Origin of the sequence: Amycolatopsis sp. NPDC005961, from assembly GCF_040629235.1 — a bacterium.
Classification (GTDB): domain Bacteria; phylum Actinomycetota; class Actinomycetes; order Mycobacteriales; family Pseudonocardiaceae; genus Amycolatopsis; species Amycolatopsis camponoti.
In genome coordinates this window covers 1-14,940 of the sequence record NZ_JBEXVF010000092.1, presented here as the reverse complement: position 1 = coordinate 14,940, position 14,940 = coordinate 1, and the positions used below count along the sequence as shown (strand labels likewise).

Below are 14,940 nucleotides of genomic sequence, written 5' to 3'. Positions count from 1 at the left end.
GCTCGATGGCTTCCTGTTCGCGCTGCAGTTTGGCGTGCCATGCTCCTGAGTCGTTGGTCATGGTGTACTCCGGTGGACGAGAAATGTGCGTGACGGTGCCGTGCCGGGGGCGGACCCGGTCACGGGCGGAGGGTGCGGCCCGGTGCGGGGAGACCTGGGATCCGGGCTCCGGTGCCGTGTCCCGGAAGTACCCACGCTTTCCGGCGGTCAATCACTTTTCTGTGGTCCGACCTGCGGATCTTCGTTCCGGGAAAGCGTGTTCACACGTTCGGAGCAAGCGAGGCCGTCGAGGAACACCCGCACCAGGCGCTCGGCCTGTTCCGCCGGTTCCCGTGCGGTCAGTCCCGAAACCAGCGCCGCTTCGTGCATCTCGAAGAGCAGCACCAGGTCCACGGGCTCCAGGTCCGCGCGCACGCTGCCTTCTCGTTGCGCCTCCTCGAAAGCCGGGCGCAGCAAGGAAACCAGGGCGTGGCTGTACTGGCGCTGGCTGCGCTCCGGCAGTTCGCGGAACAGCCGGACGAGCGGGCGTCGCCGGGCCTGCATGGCCAGCACGACCCGCAGCAGCTCGCGGAACGGTTCCCGGCCGCGCACCTGGAGCTTGAGCGCCGCCAGGTGGTGGGCCGCGACGCCGAGGGCCAGCGCCGTGCGGTCGGGGAAGTGCCGGTAGACCGTCGCCCGGCCGAGGCCGGCCCGGCGGGCCACGTCGTCCAGCGCCACGTCGGCGTCTTCGCTGAAGGCTTCGTCGGCCGCGCGCAGGATCGCCTCGCGGTTGCGGCGGGCGTCGACGCGCCGGGGCACTGCCGCGGACGGTCGGACAGCACGCATGGTGGCGGATATTACTCGCGAGTAGTGAGACCGGCAATCCGTTCCATCTCTCGGTTCGCAGTCCTACCTTCACCGACAGTCACCGCCGACGGAGAAGATGCCGAAGGAGCCGCCCATGCGCAGCCTGAACCGCCGTACCGTCCTGCGAGGCGCGGCCGCCGTCGCCGGCGTCGCCGCGCTCGGTGCGGGCCGGGTCCCGACCACGCGGGAAGAGCACCGGGTCGTGGTCATCGGCTCCGGGTTCGGCGGTGGGGTCACGGCGTTGCGGCTCGCCCAGGCCGGCGTGCCGGTGCTGGTCCTCGAACGCGGCCGTCGCTGGCCGACCGGGCCGGACGCCGAGACGTTCCCGCACCCGACCTCGCCCGACAAGCGGATCTTCTGGCTCGGCTCCGCGCCGGCCCTGCCCGGCCTGCCGTCGCTGCCGCCGTTCGAGCGGTACACCGGGCTGCTGGAACAGGTCACCGGCCAGGGCATGAGCATGATGTGCGCGGCCGGCGTCGGCGGCGGCTCGCTGGTCTACCAGGGCATGACGCTGCAGCCGACGGCCGAGCTCTTCCACGCCTGCTTCCCCGAGCAGCTCGACTACGCGCGGCTGGACGCGGAGTACTACCCGCGCGTCGCCGCCATGCTCGGCATCGAGACCGCGCCGGACGCCCTCGTCGAAAGCAAGACGTACAAAGCGTCCCGGGTCTTCGCCCGCAACGCGCGCAATGCGGGCTACGCCGTCGAGAAGATCCCGATGCCGATCGACTGGGACTACGCCCTGCGTGAGCTCGACGGCGAGATGAAACCGTCCTACACCAACGGCGACTGCGCGCTCGGGGTGAACAACGGCGGCAAGCACTCGGTCGACGTCACCTACCTCGCGGCCGCCGAAGCCACCGGCCGCTGCACCGTGGCCTCGCTGCACCACGTCACCGACGTCGCGCTCGCGGCCGACGGCCGCTGGGAGATCCGCGTCGACCGCATCGACACCTCCGGAACTGTGCTGGAGAAGAAGGTCCTCACGGCGAAGGCGCTCGTCATGGCGGCCGGCACGGCGAACACGACCCGGCTGCTGATGCGCGCCGGAGCGAAGGGCGACATCCCCGACCTGCCCGACGCGCTCGGCGCCGGCTGGGGCACCAACGGCGACCGCATCTACACCTGGACGAACCTCGCCGACGACTTCGGCGCGCCCCAGGGCGGCCCGGTCGTCTACGGCAGCAAGGAATGGGACGACCCGGCGGTCGCGAACACCGTCATCCAGGCGTCGCTGCCGCCGCTGCCGGACCTGCGGACCACGATGCTCGTCGGGTACGGCATCAGCGCCGGCCGCGGCCGCTTCGTCTACGACGCGGCGAAGGACGACGCCGTCCTGCACTGGCCGTCGAGCGCCGACGCGAAGCTGAGCGCGCGCATCCACGAACGCATCGCCCGCATCGCCGGCCCGCTCGGCGTCCTGCTCGACACGACGGCCGTCGCGCCCAGCACCTGGCACCCGCTCGGCGGCGCCGCGATGGGCTTGGTCTGCGACCTCGAAGGCCGCGTCCTCGGCCACCGCGGCCTCTACGTGCTCGACGGCGCCCTGATGCCCGGCACGACCGCCGCCTGCAACCCGTCGATGACCATCGCCGCGATCGCCGAGCGGGCCCTGGACCACCTGATCGCCGAAGACCCCTTCTGACCCTTCCGAACTCGACGAGGAGTTCTCATGCGTCGCTTGTGGACGGTCCTGCTGGCCGCCCTCCTGGTATTCACGACGGCCGGCCCGGCGAACGCGGCCGAGCCACCGCGCGGCCCGGACGGCGACGCCTTCTACACGCCGCCGACCCCGCTGCCGGCCGGCGCCGACGGCGACGTCGTCTGGTGGCGGCCACTGCCGGATTCCGGCAGCACCAGGGGTTACCTGGTGCTGTACCGGTCGCGGTCCGCGACGGACACGCCGATCGCGGTGTCGGGCCGCGTCCTGGTGCCGGCGAAGCCGTGGACCGGCGCCGGCCCGCGCCCGATCGTCTCGGTGGCCAGCGGCACCCGCGGCATCGGCGACCGCTGCGCTCCGTCGAAGTTCCAGCCGGACTACGAGAAGCCGCTGTTCGTCGACGCGATGCTGAGCCGCGGCTGGGCCGTCGCGATCACCGACTACGAGGGCCTCGGCACGCCCGGCACGCACACGTACGTCGTCGGCCGGTCCGAGGGCCACACGGTGATCGACGCGGCCCGCGCGGCCACCCGGCTGCCGGCCGCGGGCCTGGCCGCCGGCGGACCGGTCGCGTTCTCCGGCTACTCCCAAGGCGGCGGGGGAGCGGCGTGGGCTGGCGAGCTGGCGCCGTCGTACGCGCCGGAGCTGCACGTCGCGGGCATCACGGCCGGGGGGACGCCCGCGGACCTGAACGTCGTCGCGAAGAGCCTCGACGGCGGGATCGGGTTCGGCTTCCTGCTGCTCTCGGCGCTGGGCCTGGACGCCGCCTATCCGGAGCTGGACCTGCCCGCGTACCTCAACGACCGCGGGCGCACGCTGTACGAGACGCAGCGGGACGCGTGCGTCGAGGCCGTGTTCGGCTACGCCTTCGGGCACATCGCCGACTACACGACGGCGAACCCGCTGACGACCCCGAAGTGGCAGGCGCGGCTGGCCGAGAACGAGCTGGGTACCCGCCCACCGCGGGCGCCGATCTTCCTGTTCCACGGCAGCCTCGACGAGATCATCCCGCTGTCGCAGGCCCAGACGCTGCGTCGCGAGTACTGCGCGGCCGGGGTCGACGTCACGTGGGGCACCTATGTCGGCGAGCACGTGACGACGCTGGCGTTCTCCGCCGGCGACGTCGTGAACTACCTGGGCGACCGGTTCGCGGGCAAGCCGGCGCGTGCCGACTGCTGAGCGATTTCGTCCTTCGGGTACGGGGTCAGGCGGCTCTCGGTGTGGAGGGCGAAGTAGAAGTCGTTGACGACCTTCGCGAGCGAGGTGTAGCCGCGAAGGCCGGTGTCGTCGAGCTGGTGCCGGACGGCCCAGTTCAGCAGGCGGGTCAGCACGTAAGCCCGGTCGTGCTCGGAGTGGTCGGCGAGGAACTCCGCTTCGGCCGCCGACAGCGCGAAGCCCGGCATCACGGCCAGCCCGAAGTCGGTGAGGTAGAGCCGGTCCCCGTCGGTGAGGATGTTCGCGAAGTGCGCGTCGAAGTGCTGGACGCCCCGGCCGGCCAGGAAATCCGTGATGTGGCGCAGGTCGCGGTGGGCGAGGGCCAGGCCGCCGGGGTTGGCGGTGAGCCACTGCGCGAGGTCGTGCGGCAGGTGTTCGAGGAACAGCACGAGGTCGGTGGTGGCGTCGGCGAGGGCTTCGAGCCGTCGCCGGACGCCCGGATCGCCGTGCCAGAACGCGACGTCCCGCTCGATGTCGGTGCGGGGACGCGGCAGACCGGGCAGGACCCGCCAGTGGTGCAGGAGCGGGAAGTGCTCGCACGCGCCGGTGCGCACCCACTCGGTCGCCGTCCGGTGGGCTTCCAGTTCGCGCCAGGCTCCGCCGCCCGCCGAGCCGACCCCGTAGTGCGACCACGGCGGCAGCCCGTAGAGGTCGGCCGTCGAACCGTCGTGGCGCAGCTCGACGTTGGTCAGCGCGACCCGTTTGACGAAGACCGGCTCGCCCGCCACGGTCAGCAGCCAGGTCGACCCGCCGATCCCGGTGCCGAGCGGGCGCGCGCCGGCCAGGACGTCGTCAGGCGCCTCGGCCAGTGCGGCGGCGAGTTTGTCGTGGCGGGCGAGTCGGGTCATCCTTCGAAGCTACTCAAGGACGGACCACCGTGAGGGCGAACCGCGTCCGGCCGCTCGCCGCGTGGTCGAGGGCGCCCGCGATGTCGTCGAGACCGAACTCCGTGACGGCGAACCCGCCGAGGTCCAGCAACCCGGCCCGGGCCAGCGCGATCAGGCTCGCGTTCGCCGACCGCGGATGCAGCCACTGGCCGCGCACCGTGACGCTGTTGCGCATGAGCCACGGGTAGGGCAGGGCGAGGTCGTCGCCGCCGAGCATGCCGACGCCGCCCATCAGCACGACCCGGCCGCGCTCGCGGACCGCCATCGCCGCGGCGCGCACGGGCCCGGTGCTCGCCGACGGCGGCAGCAGGTCGAGGACGACGTCGATCGGCCCGGGCGCCGCCGCGCGCAGGCGGGCGGTGTCGTCGCCGGTGAGCCGCACGGTCCGGACGCGGGCGCCGAACCGGCGTTGCAGGTCGGCCAAAGCCGCCTCGTCGCGGCCCGGGGCCACCACGCACGCCGCGCCCATGGCGAGCGCGACCGCGACACCCGCGCTGCCGAAGTTCCCGGTGGCGCCGCTGACCAGCACGGTCTCGCCGGGACGCAGGTCGGCGGCGAGCAGACCGCCGTACGGCACCAGGCACAGGGCGAGCGCGGTCCAGCGGCCCGCGTCACCCGGGTCGATCGCCCCGAGCGGGATCGCGTTCTCGGTCGGGAGGAGGACCTGCTCGGCGTAGGCGCCGTGGCCGAAGTGGCGCTGCAGGAAGAGCCCGCCTTCGCCGCGAGCGCTCAGGCCCTGGAGGGTGATGTCCGGGGTCAGCGCGTCGTCGCGGGAGCGGATGACCGGGTCGCACAGCACCCAGTCGCCGGGGGCCAGGCGGGTCGCGTCCGGGCCGGTCGCGCGCACCCGCCCGACCGCGCCGGCGCCGGGCACGACCGGAAGCGTCAGCAAGTAGTTGCGCTCGCCGCGGAACACCTCCGCCGCGTACGGCAGCACGGGCGCGGCGACGACGTCGACCAGGATTTCCCCGGTGCCCAGCACCGGATCGGGCAGTTCGCGCACGGACAGCGGTTTTCCGAATTCTTCGAGTACTGCGGCTCTCATGCGGTGATCGTCGGAGAAACCGGGACGGGTAGCCAGACCTGGTATTGTCCTGGGACTGCCGAGTGCCACGGAGGCCGTCATGCCGGACGCGACCCGGGCCGGGCTGGGGGAGTTCCTGCGGTCCCGGCGCGAGCGGCTGAGCCCGGCGGCCCTGGGGCTGCCCGACCGGCGCCGCCGCCGCACACCGGGCCTGCGCCGCGAAGAGGTCGCCGAGCTGGCCGGCATCGGCGTCGACTGGTACATCCGGCTCGAACAGGGCCGCACGGTCAGCCCGTCGTCCGCGACGGTCGAAGCGCTCGCGAGCGCGCTGCGGCTCGACGACGCCGAACGCGCGCACCTGCGGGCCCTGGCGCGGAACCCGGCCCGCACGGCGTTCCACCGCGAGCGGGTGCCCGAGGCCACCCGTCGGCTCGTCGAGGGCCTGGCGCAGCCCGCCTACGTCACCGGCCGCCGCTGGGACGTGCTGGCCTGGAACCCCGCGGCGGCCGCCCTGTTCACCGACTTCGGCGTGCTGGCCGAAGCGGACCGGAACGTCCTGGTGTACCTGCTGCTCGACGAGCGGGCGCGGAGCCTGTTCGGCGGCGGCTGGGCCGCGCAGGCCGAGCACGCGGTGGCGCAGTTCCGCGCCGCGCACGACCTGTGGGCCGGCGACCCGGCGTTCACCGGGCTGGCGGCCCGGCTGCGCGAGGGCTGCCCGGAGTTCGCGCCGTGGTGGGACCGCCACGACGTCGGCCGGATCGGACCCGGGCGGAAGACGTTGTACCGGCCCGCGCCGGAGGAGTTCGACTACGCGACCTTCCAGGCGAACGAGGACCCCGCGCTGCGGCTGACGATCTACGCGCCGACCAGCGGCAAGTAGACCTCGTCGACGATCTCGACGAGCACGTCGTCGTCCACTGTGGTCAGTCCGCGCGTGAGGATTTCGTTGCGGAGCAGCACAAGCGCCACGGTGGCCACGCGCGGATTTCGGGCTTCGGGACGCGCTTCACCGCGTGCGACGGCCCGATCGACGATCGTGAGCCAGGTTTTCGCGGCGCCTTCGGCGGCCTGCTCGTGGAGCTGTTCCCGGAGTTCCGGCTCGTCGCCGACGCCGGTCAGGAGACCGCGGAGGATCCGGGCGGCGGGGGAGGACTGGCCGCAGTTGATCGCCCGCAGCAGGGTCAGCGCGTCTTCGCGGAGGCCGCCGGTGTCGGGTGGCTCGAGCGTGTCCTCGGCCAGGTGGCGGTAGGCGGCGACGCCGAGCGCGGCACGGTTCGGCCAGCGGCGGTAGATCGCGTTCTTGTTGGTGCCGGCCCGCTGCGCGACCCGTTCCATGGTCAGGCCGGGGTAGCCGGTCTCGGCCAGTTCGGCCGCGGCGGCGCGCAGGATCGCGTCCTCCAGCTCGGCGCCGCGGCGCCGGGTCTTCCCGTCCATGCGCCGCAGTCTACTACCTTAGGGTACGGTACGGACCGTACCCTAAATTTCCGGAGGAAACGTGCGCGCCAAGGGCATCGGCTACGACACCGGCATCGAGCGTGGCGAGGGGTTCAACCGGCCCTTCGACCCGGACCTCGTCCGCCGCGAACTGACGATCATCCGCGACGACCTGCACTGCACGGCGGTCCGGCTGATCGGCACCGACCTGGACCGGATCGAGCACGCCGCCCGCGAGGCCGCCGCGCTCGGGCTGGAGGTGTGGTTCTCGCCGTTCCCCTGGGACCGCACCCCGGAGGAGATCCTCGCGATGCTGGCCGACGGAGCGTCGCGAGCCGAACGATTGCGGCTGGCGGGTGCGGAGATCGTGGTCGTCACCGGCGCCGAGCTGAGCCTGTTCAACCACGGTTTCCTGCCGGGGGAGGGCATCGAGGAACGGCTGGCCGGGTTGCTGGCGTCCCGTGAGCTCGTCGCCGGGCTGCCGGACCGGGTGAACGAGTTCCTGGCCCGCGCGGTCGCGGCGGTGCGCGAGCGGTTCGGCGGCCGCGTGACGTACGCGGCGATCCCGCTGGAGCGGGTCGACTGGGCGCCGTTCGACATCATCTCGGTGGACGCGCACCGCTCGAAGGAAGTCGCCCCCGTGTACCGCGAGGGCGTCCGCACGCTGGTGGCGTCGGGCAAGCCGGTGGCGATCACGGAGTTCGGCGTGACGCCGTACCGCGGCGCGGCCGACCTCGGCGCCCGCTGCGGCGAAATCCTGGAGTACGAGGGCGCGGTCCCGGTCCGGCTCGACGGTTCGTACGTGCGTGACGAGGAGGAGCAGGCGCGGTACTTCCGCGAGCTGCTGGAGATCTTCACGACCGAGGGCGTCGACGCGGCTTTCGCTTGCACGTTCGTGTGTTATGGGCTGGTCCACCGCGCCGATCCGCGGGTGGACCTGGACATGGCGAGCTGGGGTGTGGTGAAGGTGCTGAAGGAGGGCCTGGGGGAGACGTACGAAGGCGTGCCCTGGGAACCGAAGGCGGCTTTCACCGCGCTGGCGGAGTGCTACGCCTGAGGCATGCCGGCCGCTTATCCATCAGATGAATCGTCGACCAAGCGTGCCGACAACTCGCCAGGCGTTGACAAAGACGCCGCTGTCCTTCTAACTTCGTGACGCTAGACATCGGATGTCCAAGCCTCGTTCGGGGCTCCTCCGCCGGCCGATGTGCACCCCTGTCGTACGTTGTCAGGAAGGACACACCGACGATGCCGGAATTCTCCCGCAGGATGGCCCTCGCCCTGGTCGTCCCGATCATGCTGTGCACCGCGCTGCCCGCCCAAGCGGCTCCGCTGTGGCACCCCGACCCCGCCACCGACGGCCTCAAGGCCTTCGAGGGCATCGAGGCCGACCGCGGCAACCACCACCCCGACCGCAAGTACGTGGTGGTCGAAGGCGACCACTACCGCTTCAACATCTGGAAGGACGACCGCGACACCACCGGCGGCGGCGACCGCCAGCGCACCGAGTCCAAGGGCATGGTCCAGGGTGGTTCCACGCTGAAGATGCACGACGGCGAGACCTGGACGCTCTCCTACGAGATGTACATCCCGGGCACCCTGCACGGCACCAGCAAGTTCACCCACATCTTCCAGACCAAGACCCCGTCCACCAACGGCGGCCCCTGGGTGACGCTCGACCTGACCCGCAGCGGCAGCAAGGAAATGCTCAACGCCCGCGCGTACGCCAACTCGGGTTCGCCGAGCATCGCGGCCACCGACCTGTCACCGCTGCGGAACAAGTGGATCACGATCGAGTGGACGTTCACGCCGGGCTCGAAGGGCAAGGCGTCGTGCGTCATCCGCAACGGCACCGGCTCGGGCGCGCCCGTCGCCGCGCAGGGCAGCATGTCGAGCGTGAACATCCCCGACCAAGGCGACTACGTGCGCCCCAAGTGGGGGATCTACCGCTCGGTCCAGAGCGCTTCGTCCGACATCCTGGACACCTACCTGCTGTTCCGGAACTACACGGCCGCGCGCAAGTAGTCGATCCGGGGCGGGCTCGTTCGTACAAGGGTCGAGCGGCGGGACCCGCCCGCCCCGCGAGGAGGAGCGTCATGGCGCACTACCTGCTGTCGGTGCACGGCGTCGAGGGTGAGGTCCGCGAACCGCCGTCCGAGGCGGCCATGCGGGAGACACAGCGGCGGCTCGGCGACGTCGAGCGGGACCTCAAGGCGACCGGGGCCTGGGTCTTCAGCGCCCGGCTGGACGAGCCCGCCGCCGCGCGGGTGGTCCGCGAGGCCGTCGACGGGCTGCTGACCACCGACGGGCCCTTCTCCGAGGGGAAGGAGCACCTCGGCGGCTTCTACTTGATCGAAGCCGCCGATCTCGACGCCGCGCTCGGGTGGGCCGGGCGGGTCACCGCCGCGATCCATGCCCCGATCGAGGTGCGCCCGCTCGCCGGGTTCGCCTGATCCGTGGCGGCGGACCCGGCGCCGGGGTGACACTGGCGGTATGAAGGTCGTCGACGGGCAACGCAGCGCGTACCGCCCGCCGGCGACCTTCCCGCCGCCGTTGCGACGCGGTCCGGTGCTGGTCACGGCCGCTTTCGCCGCCCTCGGCGGTGCCCTGATCCCGGCCGCGTCGCTGGCCGCGCTCTGGCGGGTCTGGCAGTTCTACGCGATGCTGTTCGGCCTGTTCGCCGCCGTCGAGTTCGTGGCTTTCGTCGCGGTGCTCGGCTGGCCGACCCGCAAGACCACCCGGGCCGGGGCGTTCGTCGCGGCCGCGAGCCTCGCGTTGTGGGTGGCGAGCCGGCCGCTGGGTCTGCTGACGCGGCTCGACCCCTGGCAGCCGGCGGACACCGTCGTCGGCTTCACCGACTACGCCGCGGCCGCGCTGCAGGTCATCGCCGTCTTCGGCTTCCTGGTCGTCGCGCGACGGCGGGCGCACCCGCGGCCGTCGACGGCGCGGCGCGTGTCGGCATGGATCGTGCTGTTCCCCGTGCTGCTGCTGGTGCTCGCGACCGGCGCGGCGGGAACGGTCGCGGCGGGCGACAACGTCACCGGCAAGACGACGTCGACGCTGCTCGACGGCAGCACGGTCGAGTACTGCCGTCCGGACGGGATCCCCCTGGTCATGGACATCACCCGCCCGCGCCCGGACGCCCGCGCCGCCCCGGTGGCACTCTTCCTGCACGGCGGCGGGCTCGTCTTCGGCAACCGCAAGCCGGCCGGCCCGGGCGCGCTGCTCGCCGGATCGCGGCTGGTCCCCCTGCGTGACGCCCTGACGGCGCGGGGGTTCGCGGTCGCCTCGATCGACTACCGCCTGGCACCCGCGGCGCGCTGGCCGGCACCGCTGGCGGACGCGAAGTGCGCGGTCCGTTTCCTCGAGACCAACGCGGCGGCACTGAACGTCGACCCGGCGCGCATCACGGCGGTGGGCACGGGAACGGGTGGCACGCTGGCGTCGCTGCTCGGGGTGACCGCGGTGCCGGGGGTCAAGGCGGTGGCCGCCCTGGACGCCCCGGCCGAGTTCGCTTTCGCGGGCCTGGACCCGCTGACCAGGGCCTCGATCCTGCTGGCGTTGGGCCGGAACCCGGCAACGCTGCGCGAGGCGAGCCCCCTGACGTACGCCGGCACGGGCGCGCCGCCGTTCCTGATCGAAGGCGGCCGCAAGTCGGGCGAACTCGCGGACCACCTGCGCGCGGCGGGCGTCCGGGTGACGACCGGCGCCGGCGAGCCGGCCGAGGTGGCGGACTTCCTGGCCGTCACACTGGGGGCATGACGACGAACGGCCCGGCCCGCGCGGAGATCCGCTGGCTGCTGACCCCGGACATCGAACCGGAGTCGTACGTCCCGGAAGACCCGGAGCGGTTCATGTTCCTGGTCGAGATGATCGCCGGGCCCGCGGGCGAGAAGGGCGAAGAGTCGTTCCAGTTCGAGGTCTGCAGCCCGGGATGGCTGCGGGAGCAGGCGCGGAACGGGCCGTTCCCGGGCCGTCACCTCGTGATCGTCGACCGCTTCGACTGGCCCGCGCTCGTCGCCTACTTCGATGATCTCGTCGCGAGGTGCACCGGCCGGGACTGGTCGGAGGTCGCCACGAAGCTGAGCCGGTACGGACACTGGGAGTTCGAGGACTACCACGCCTGACGTGCGGTAGCTTGGCAGCATGAGCGGTCGGGGACTCGTGGCGCCGATCTTCGGTGACCACTCTTACCGCTGCGACTTCTACGGTTGACGGACCCCGCTCCGGGTCCCTTTTCTCGTCAACCGTAAGGATAGTCATGTCTGCCGGTACCCACTGGGCGCTCAAGCACATGCCGCTGACCGCGGCCGCCGTCGAGGAGGTCGCGCCCGTGCTCGCCGGGCGGCGGCTGGCGATGTGCCTGCACGTCGAACCCAAGACCGCGGCCCTGGTCACCCTGCTGGCCGGCGCCGGCGTCGAGGTCACGCTGACCGGGTCGCCCGGCACCACCCACGACGACGTCGCCGACGCGCTGCGGGACATCGGCGTGGTCGTGCACACCCGGCGCACCGACGACGATGCCGAGCACGCCCGGAACGTCGCCGCGGTCCTCGAGTGCGAGCCGGACCTCACGCTCGACAACGGCGCCGACCTCACGCTCTCACTGCTGGCCTCCGGCACGCCCGCGGGCTACCTCGGCGGCACCGAAGAGACCACCACCGGCGGCCTGCGGCTGCGGGAGGCGTCCGTGCGCCACCCGGTCGTCGTGATCAACGACTCGCGGCTGAAGCTGCTGGTGGAGAACGAGTTCGGCGTCGGCCAGAGCGTCGTGCAGGGATTCCTCAACGCCACCAACCTGATGGTGCCGGGGATGCGCGCGGCGGTGCTCGGCTACGGGCCGTGCGGCAAAGGCGTCGCGGACACGCTTTCGCGCCTCGGCGCCCGGGTCGCCGTCTGCGACACCGACCCGATGCGCGCCCTCGAGGCCATTTTGGACGGTCACCGCGTCGGTTCCGCCCCGGACGTCCTGTCCGACGCCCAGTCGGTCTTCACGGCGACCGGCGCTCCCGGCGTCGTCGGCGCGCCGGAACTGGCGGCGTTGCCCGACGGCGCGGTGATCGCCGGGGTCGGGCACTTCGCGTGGGAGATCGACGCGGCGGCGCTCCGGGCGGCGACGGTCCGCACGGTCGAGTACGGCGCGCCGGGCCGCCGGGTCGGGCACGTACTGGCCGACGGCCGGGAGGTCGTCGTCCTCGACCGAGGCCGCATGCTCAACCTGACCGCGGCGAACGGCAACTCGATCCAGGCCATGGACCTGGGGCTGACCCTGCAGGTCCGCAGCCTGGCGGCGGTGGCCGCGGGCGGGCTGGCGGCCGAGGTCCAGCCGGTCCCGGCGCCGGTGGAGCACCGGATCGCCACGGACCTGGTGGCCGAGCTGACTTGACCTGGAGCGCGCTCCAGGCTCTAGCGTGAGGGCACGCCGACCGCACGTCAGGAGAACTTTTCATGGAGCTCGGTTTCCACCTCCCCATCTTCGACATCGACGGCGGGACCACCGCCATCGCCGGTGAGCTCGCCCGGGTGGGCAGCGCCGCGGAGGCGGCCGGGGCGACCTGGCTGTCCTTCATGGACCACTACTTCCAGATCGAGCCGACCGGCCTGCCCGCCGAGTCGAACATGCTGGAGGGCTACACCACCCTCGGCTTCCTCGCCGCGCACACGTCCACGATCGAGCTCGGCCTGCTCGTCACCGGCGTGACCTACCGGCACCCCGGCCTGCTCGCGAAGATCGTCACCACCCTCGACGTCGTCTCGGGCGGCCGGGCCGCGCTCGGCATCGGCGCGGCCTGGTTCGAGCGCGAGCACCGGGGGATGGGCGTGCCGTTCCCGCCGATCGCCGAGCGGTTCGAGCGGCTGGAGGAGACGCTGCGCATCTGCGGGCAGATGTGGGACCCCGCGAACAACGGCCCGTTCGAGGGCAAGCACTACCAGCTCGCCGAGACGCTCTGCTCGCCCCAGCCGATCAGCCGGCCGAAGGTGCTCATCGGTGGCGGCGGGGAGCGCAAGACGCTGCGGCTCGTCGCGCAGTACGGCGACGCGTGCAACCTGTTCGCGTCGTCGCCCGAGGACGTGGCGCACAAGCTGGACGTGCTGCGCGGTCACTGCGACGACGTCGGCCGCGACTACGACGCGATCCGCAAGACGGTCCTGGCCAACAACCCGCGTCCGACGCCGGAGACCCGCGACGACTTCGTGCGCGCCATGGCCGACTACGCGAAGCTCGGCATCCAGGCGGCGATCATCACCCCGACCACGGGCTCGCCGGCCGCGTGGATCGAAGGGATGGCCCCCGCCGTACCGCAGCTGGCCGACCTCGGCTGAGAATTTCGGCTCGACAGCTGGTCGAAGCCCGATCGTGCGTCCACAGTGGACGTTCCGGTGACTTCCTTCCGGTGATCGGTGAACCATTCCCGGCGGCGCCCCGTGTGCCTGGGTGAGGTGGCGACCCGAGAGGAGGGGCTGATGCCCCACGGACGCAGTACCGGACGACACCGCAAACAGGCCACGATCGGGCTGGCGGCGCTGCTGGGAGTCGCGGGGGCGACGGCGACGGCGATCGCCCTCAGCAGCCCGGCGAGCAACGCGGCGACGGAAAGCTGCGGCGGCCTGGACACGGCGCTGCAGAACAACCTCACGTTCATCGCGGGCCAGCAGGCGGCCCCGGACGCCCAGTCGGCGGCCCGCATAGCCAATCGCCAGGCGGTGGTCGACCAGATCCAGCAGCGCCGCGCGGCGGCCGGCTGCGGCGGAGCGATGGCGGCGAACGAGGTAGCGGCCCAGTGCGCGGCGATCGCCGGAGAGGCCGCGGCGGCCGGAGAGGACGCCCAGGCCGGCGAGAACGGCATGGCCAAGGGCCACGGCAAGGCCAAGAACGGCAAGGCCGCGGCCGACGAGAACGGCATGGCCGCCCAGCAGGGCGCGGCCGGCAAGAACGGCATGGCGAGCGGCAACGGCATGGCTGCCCAGCAGGGCGCGGCCGACGAGAACGGGATGGCCGCCGGGAACGGCATGGCCGACCAGCAGGAAGCCGCCGACCAGGGCGCGGCCGGCAACGGCAAGGCCAAGCAGAAGGGCAAGGCCGCCAAGAACGGCGCGGCCGACGAGAACGCCGCGGCCGCTCAGGACGCCGCGGCTGTTCAGGCCTGCGGCGTGGTCGAGCAGTGCGTGGCCCAGGCCGCCGGAGCCGCCGACGCCAACGGAATGGCCGCCGAGAACGGCGCGGCCGCCGAGAACGGCAACGGCAAGGCCAAGCAGAACGGCATAGCCAACGGCAACGGTATGGCCAACGGGAACGGTATGGCCGACGGGAACGGCGCGGCCGACCAGAACGGTATGGCCAACGGCAACGGTATGGCCGACCAGAACGGCGCAGCCAAGCAGAACGGTACGGCCAACGAGAACGGGATGGCCGACCAGAACGGCATGGCCAACGGCAACGGCGTGGCCGACCAGAACGGCGCAGCCAAGCAGAACGGTACGGCCAACGAGAACGGGATGGCCGACCAGCAGGGCATGGCGGCGCAGGGCGAAGCCGCGGCGCAGAACGAAGTTTCCGCACAGGACTGCACCGCCATCCTCGACTGCGTGACCCAAGCCACCGCCGGCGCCGCCGCGGATCAGCAGGGCATGGCCGCCGAGCAGAACGGCAACGACCAGCAGAAGGCCAAGGGCAAGAACAAGAACGCCGGCAAGGCAGCGGAGCAGGCAGCCGCGGCGGCGGTGGCGAAGAAGTGCGTCGCCGACCAGGCGGCAGCGGCAGCCGGCACCGCGACCGCCGACAGCACCACCGAAACCAGCACCGAATCCGCCACCGAGTCCGCCACGGAAGGCAAGTAAGACCAGGAGGGTGTGCACCGGCGGCGGGCCGGTGC

At 72.4% G+C, this 14,940-nt stretch carries 15 protein-coding genes; 11 read left to right on the top strand and 4 right to left on the bottom strand.

The window, feature by feature from the left end; all coding sequences use genetic code 11:
• Positions 1-207 precede the first annotated feature (207 nt).
• Positions 208-825: a helix-turn-helix domain-containing protein gene (locus ABZ342_RS43860; RefSeq protein ID WP_360486494.1), complete on the bottom strand. Its 618-nt coding sequence runs from the start codon at positions 823-825 to the stop codon at positions 208-210.
• 115 nt (positions 826-940) lie between these two features.
• Between ABZ342_RS43860 and ABZ342_RS43855 the strand changes: the two genes are divergently transcribed.
• Together ABZ342_RS43855 and ABZ342_RS43850 are read left to right on the top strand one after the other, a co-directional pair.
• A complete protein-coding gene (locus ABZ342_RS43855; RefSeq protein ID WP_360486491.1) occupies positions 941-2,491 on the top strand; it encodes a GMC oxidoreductase in 1,551 nt (516 codons plus the stop codon).
• Between the two features lie 27 nt (positions 2,492-2,518).
• Entirely contained in the window at positions 2,519-3,685 is a 1,167-nt protein-coding gene (locus tag ABZ342_RS43850; RefSeq protein ID WP_360486488.1) for a lipase family protein, read from the top strand.
• Here the strand turns inward: ABZ342_RS43850 and ABZ342_RS43845 are convergent.
• Positions 3,637-4,569: a hypothetical protein gene (locus tag ABZ342_RS43845; protein ID WP_360486485.1), complete on the bottom strand. Its 933-nt coding sequence runs from the start codon at positions 4,567-4,569 to the stop codon at positions 3,637-3,639. The genes ABZ342_RS43850 and ABZ342_RS43845 overlap by 49 nt on opposite strands.
• 13 nt (positions 4,570-4,582) lie before the next feature.
• The gene (locus ABZ342_RS43840) at positions 4,583-5,653 is read right to left on the bottom strand and encodes a zinc-binding alcohol dehydrogenase family protein (protein WP_360486482.1); all 1,071 of its coding nucleotides are present in this window, start codon (positions 5,651-5,653) and stop codon (positions 4,583-4,585) included.
• Between the two features lie 79 nt (positions 5,654-5,732).
• Here ABZ342_RS43840 and ABZ342_RS43835 point away from each other — a divergent pair, with 79 nt between their 5' ends.
• Complete coding sequence (locus ABZ342_RS43835; RefSeq protein ID WP_360486479.1) at positions 5,733-6,512, top strand: helix-turn-helix transcriptional regulator; 780 nt, start codon at positions 5,733-5,735, stop codon at positions 6,510-6,512.
• On the opposite strand, the gene ABZ342_RS43830 is transcribed toward ABZ342_RS43835, so the two are convergent.
• The gene (locus tag ABZ342_RS43830; protein WP_360486476.1) at positions 6,488-7,066 is read right to left on the bottom strand and encodes a TetR/AcrR family transcriptional regulator; all 579 of its coding nucleotides are present in this window, start codon (positions 7,064-7,066) and stop codon (positions 6,488-6,490) included. The two genes, ABZ342_RS43835 and ABZ342_RS43830, sit on opposite strands and share 25 nt — an antisense overlap.
• A gap of 61 nt (positions 7,067-7,127) precedes the next feature.
• Between ABZ342_RS43830 and ABZ342_RS43825 the strand changes: the two genes are divergently transcribed.
• The 8 genes from ABZ342_RS43825 to ABZ342_RS43790 all read left to right on the top strand — a co-directional run bounded on the left by ABZ342_RS43825 (position 7,128) and on the right by ABZ342_RS43790 (position 14,905).
• Complete coding sequence (locus ABZ342_RS43825) at positions 7,128-8,123, top strand: hypothetical protein (RefSeq protein WP_360486473.1); 996 nt, start codon at positions 7,128-7,130, stop codon at positions 8,121-8,123.
• A 191-nt stretch (positions 8,124-8,314) separates the two neighbouring features.
• Complete coding sequence (locus tag ABZ342_RS43820; protein ID WP_155543269.1) at positions 8,315-9,091, top strand: hypothetical protein; 777 nt, start codon at positions 8,315-8,317, stop codon at positions 9,089-9,091.
• Positions 9,092-9,162: 71 nt separating this feature from the next.
• On the top strand, positions 9,163-9,519 hold the full coding sequence (locus ABZ342_RS43815; RefSeq protein ID WP_360486469.1) for a YciI family protein: 357 nt from the start codon (positions 9,163-9,165) through the stop codon (positions 9,517-9,519).
• Between the two features lie 40 nt (positions 9,520-9,559).
• Positions 9,560-10,828, top strand: a complete 1,269-nt coding sequence (locus tag ABZ342_RS43810; RefSeq protein WP_360486466.1) for an alpha/beta hydrolase — start codon at positions 9,560-9,562, stop codon at positions 10,826-10,828.
• Positions 10,825-11,193 carry an immunity 8 family protein gene (locus ABZ342_RS43805; RefSeq protein ID WP_155543271.1) on the top strand — a complete coding sequence of 123 codons (369 nt, stop codon included), beginning with the start codon at positions 10,825-10,827 and terminating at the stop codon, positions 11,191-11,193. Before ABZ342_RS43810 ends, ABZ342_RS43805 begins: the two co-directional genes overlap by 4 nt.
• Before the next feature lie 134 nt (positions 11,194-11,327).
• The gene (locus ABZ342_RS43800; RefSeq protein WP_360486463.1) at positions 11,328-12,452 is read left to right on the top strand and encodes an adenosylhomocysteinase; all 1,125 of its coding nucleotides are present in this window, start codon (positions 11,328-11,330) and stop codon (positions 12,450-12,452) included.
• Between the two features lie 62 nt (positions 12,453-12,514).
• Positions 12,515-13,390, top strand: a complete 876-nt coding sequence (locus ABZ342_RS43795; protein ID WP_360486460.1) for an LLM class F420-dependent oxidoreductase — start codon at positions 12,515-12,517, stop codon at positions 13,388-13,390.
• 141 nt (positions 13,391-13,531) lie between these two features.
• The gene (locus tag ABZ342_RS43790; RefSeq protein WP_360486457.1) at positions 13,532-14,905 is read left to right on the top strand and encodes a hypothetical protein; all 1,374 of its coding nucleotides are present in this window, start codon (positions 13,532-13,534) and stop codon (positions 14,903-14,905) included.
• Positions 14,906-14,940: the final 35 nt, after the last annotated feature.

Coding starts and splice junctions, on each gene's coding strand:
- ABZ342_RS43840 (WP_360486482.1), bottom strand. CDS start 5,653: ATGAGAGCCGCAGTACTCGAAGAATTCGGAAAACCGCTGTCCGTGCGC.
- ABZ342_RS43835 (WP_360486479.1), top strand. CDS start 5,733: ATGCCGGACGCGACCCGGGCCGGGCTGGGGGAGTTCCTGCGGTCCCGG.
- ABZ342_RS43810 (WP_360486466.1), top strand. CDS start 9,560: ATGAAGGTCGTCGACGGGCAACGCAGCGCGTACCGCCCGCCGGCGACC.
- ABZ342_RS43850 (WP_360486488.1), top strand. CDS start 2,519: ATGCGTCGCTTGTGGACGGTCCTGCTGGCCGCCCTCCTGGTATTCACG.
- ABZ342_RS43795 (WP_360486460.1), top strand. CDS start 12,515: ATGGAGCTCGGTTTCCACCTCCCCATCTTCGACATCGACGGCGGGACC.
- ABZ342_RS43790 (WP_360486457.1), top strand. CDS start 13,532: ATGCCCCACGGACGCAGTACCGGACGACACCGCAAACAGGCCACGATC.
- ABZ342_RS43860 (WP_360486494.1), bottom strand. CDS start 825: ATGCGTGCTGTCCGACCGTCCGCGGCAGTGCCCCGGCGCGTCGACGCC.
- ABZ342_RS43855 (WP_360486491.1), top strand. CDS start 941: ATGCGCAGCCTGAACCGCCGTACCGTCCTGCGAGGCGCGGCCGCCGTC.
- ABZ342_RS43815 (WP_360486469.1), top strand. CDS start 9,163: ATGGCGCACTACCTGCTGTCGGTGCACGGCGTCGAGGGTGAGGTCCGC.
- ABZ342_RS43805 (WP_155543271.1), top strand. CDS start 10,825: ATGACGACGAACGGCCCGGCCCGCGCGGAGATCCGCTGGCTGCTGACC.
- ABZ342_RS43830 (WP_360486476.1), bottom strand. CDS start 7,066: ATGGACGGGAAGACCCGGCGCCGCGGCGCCGAGCTGGAGGACGCGATC.
- ABZ342_RS43820 (WP_155543269.1), top strand. CDS start 8,315: ATGCCGGAATTCTCCCGCAGGATGGCCCTCGCCCTGGTCGTCCCGATC.
- ABZ342_RS43800 (WP_360486463.1), top strand. CDS start 11,328: ATGTCTGCCGGTACCCACTGGGCGCTCAAGCACATGCCGCTGACCGCG.
- ABZ342_RS43845 (WP_360486485.1), bottom strand. CDS start 4,569: ATGACCCGACTCGCCCGCCACGACAAACTCGCCGCCGCACTGGCCGAG.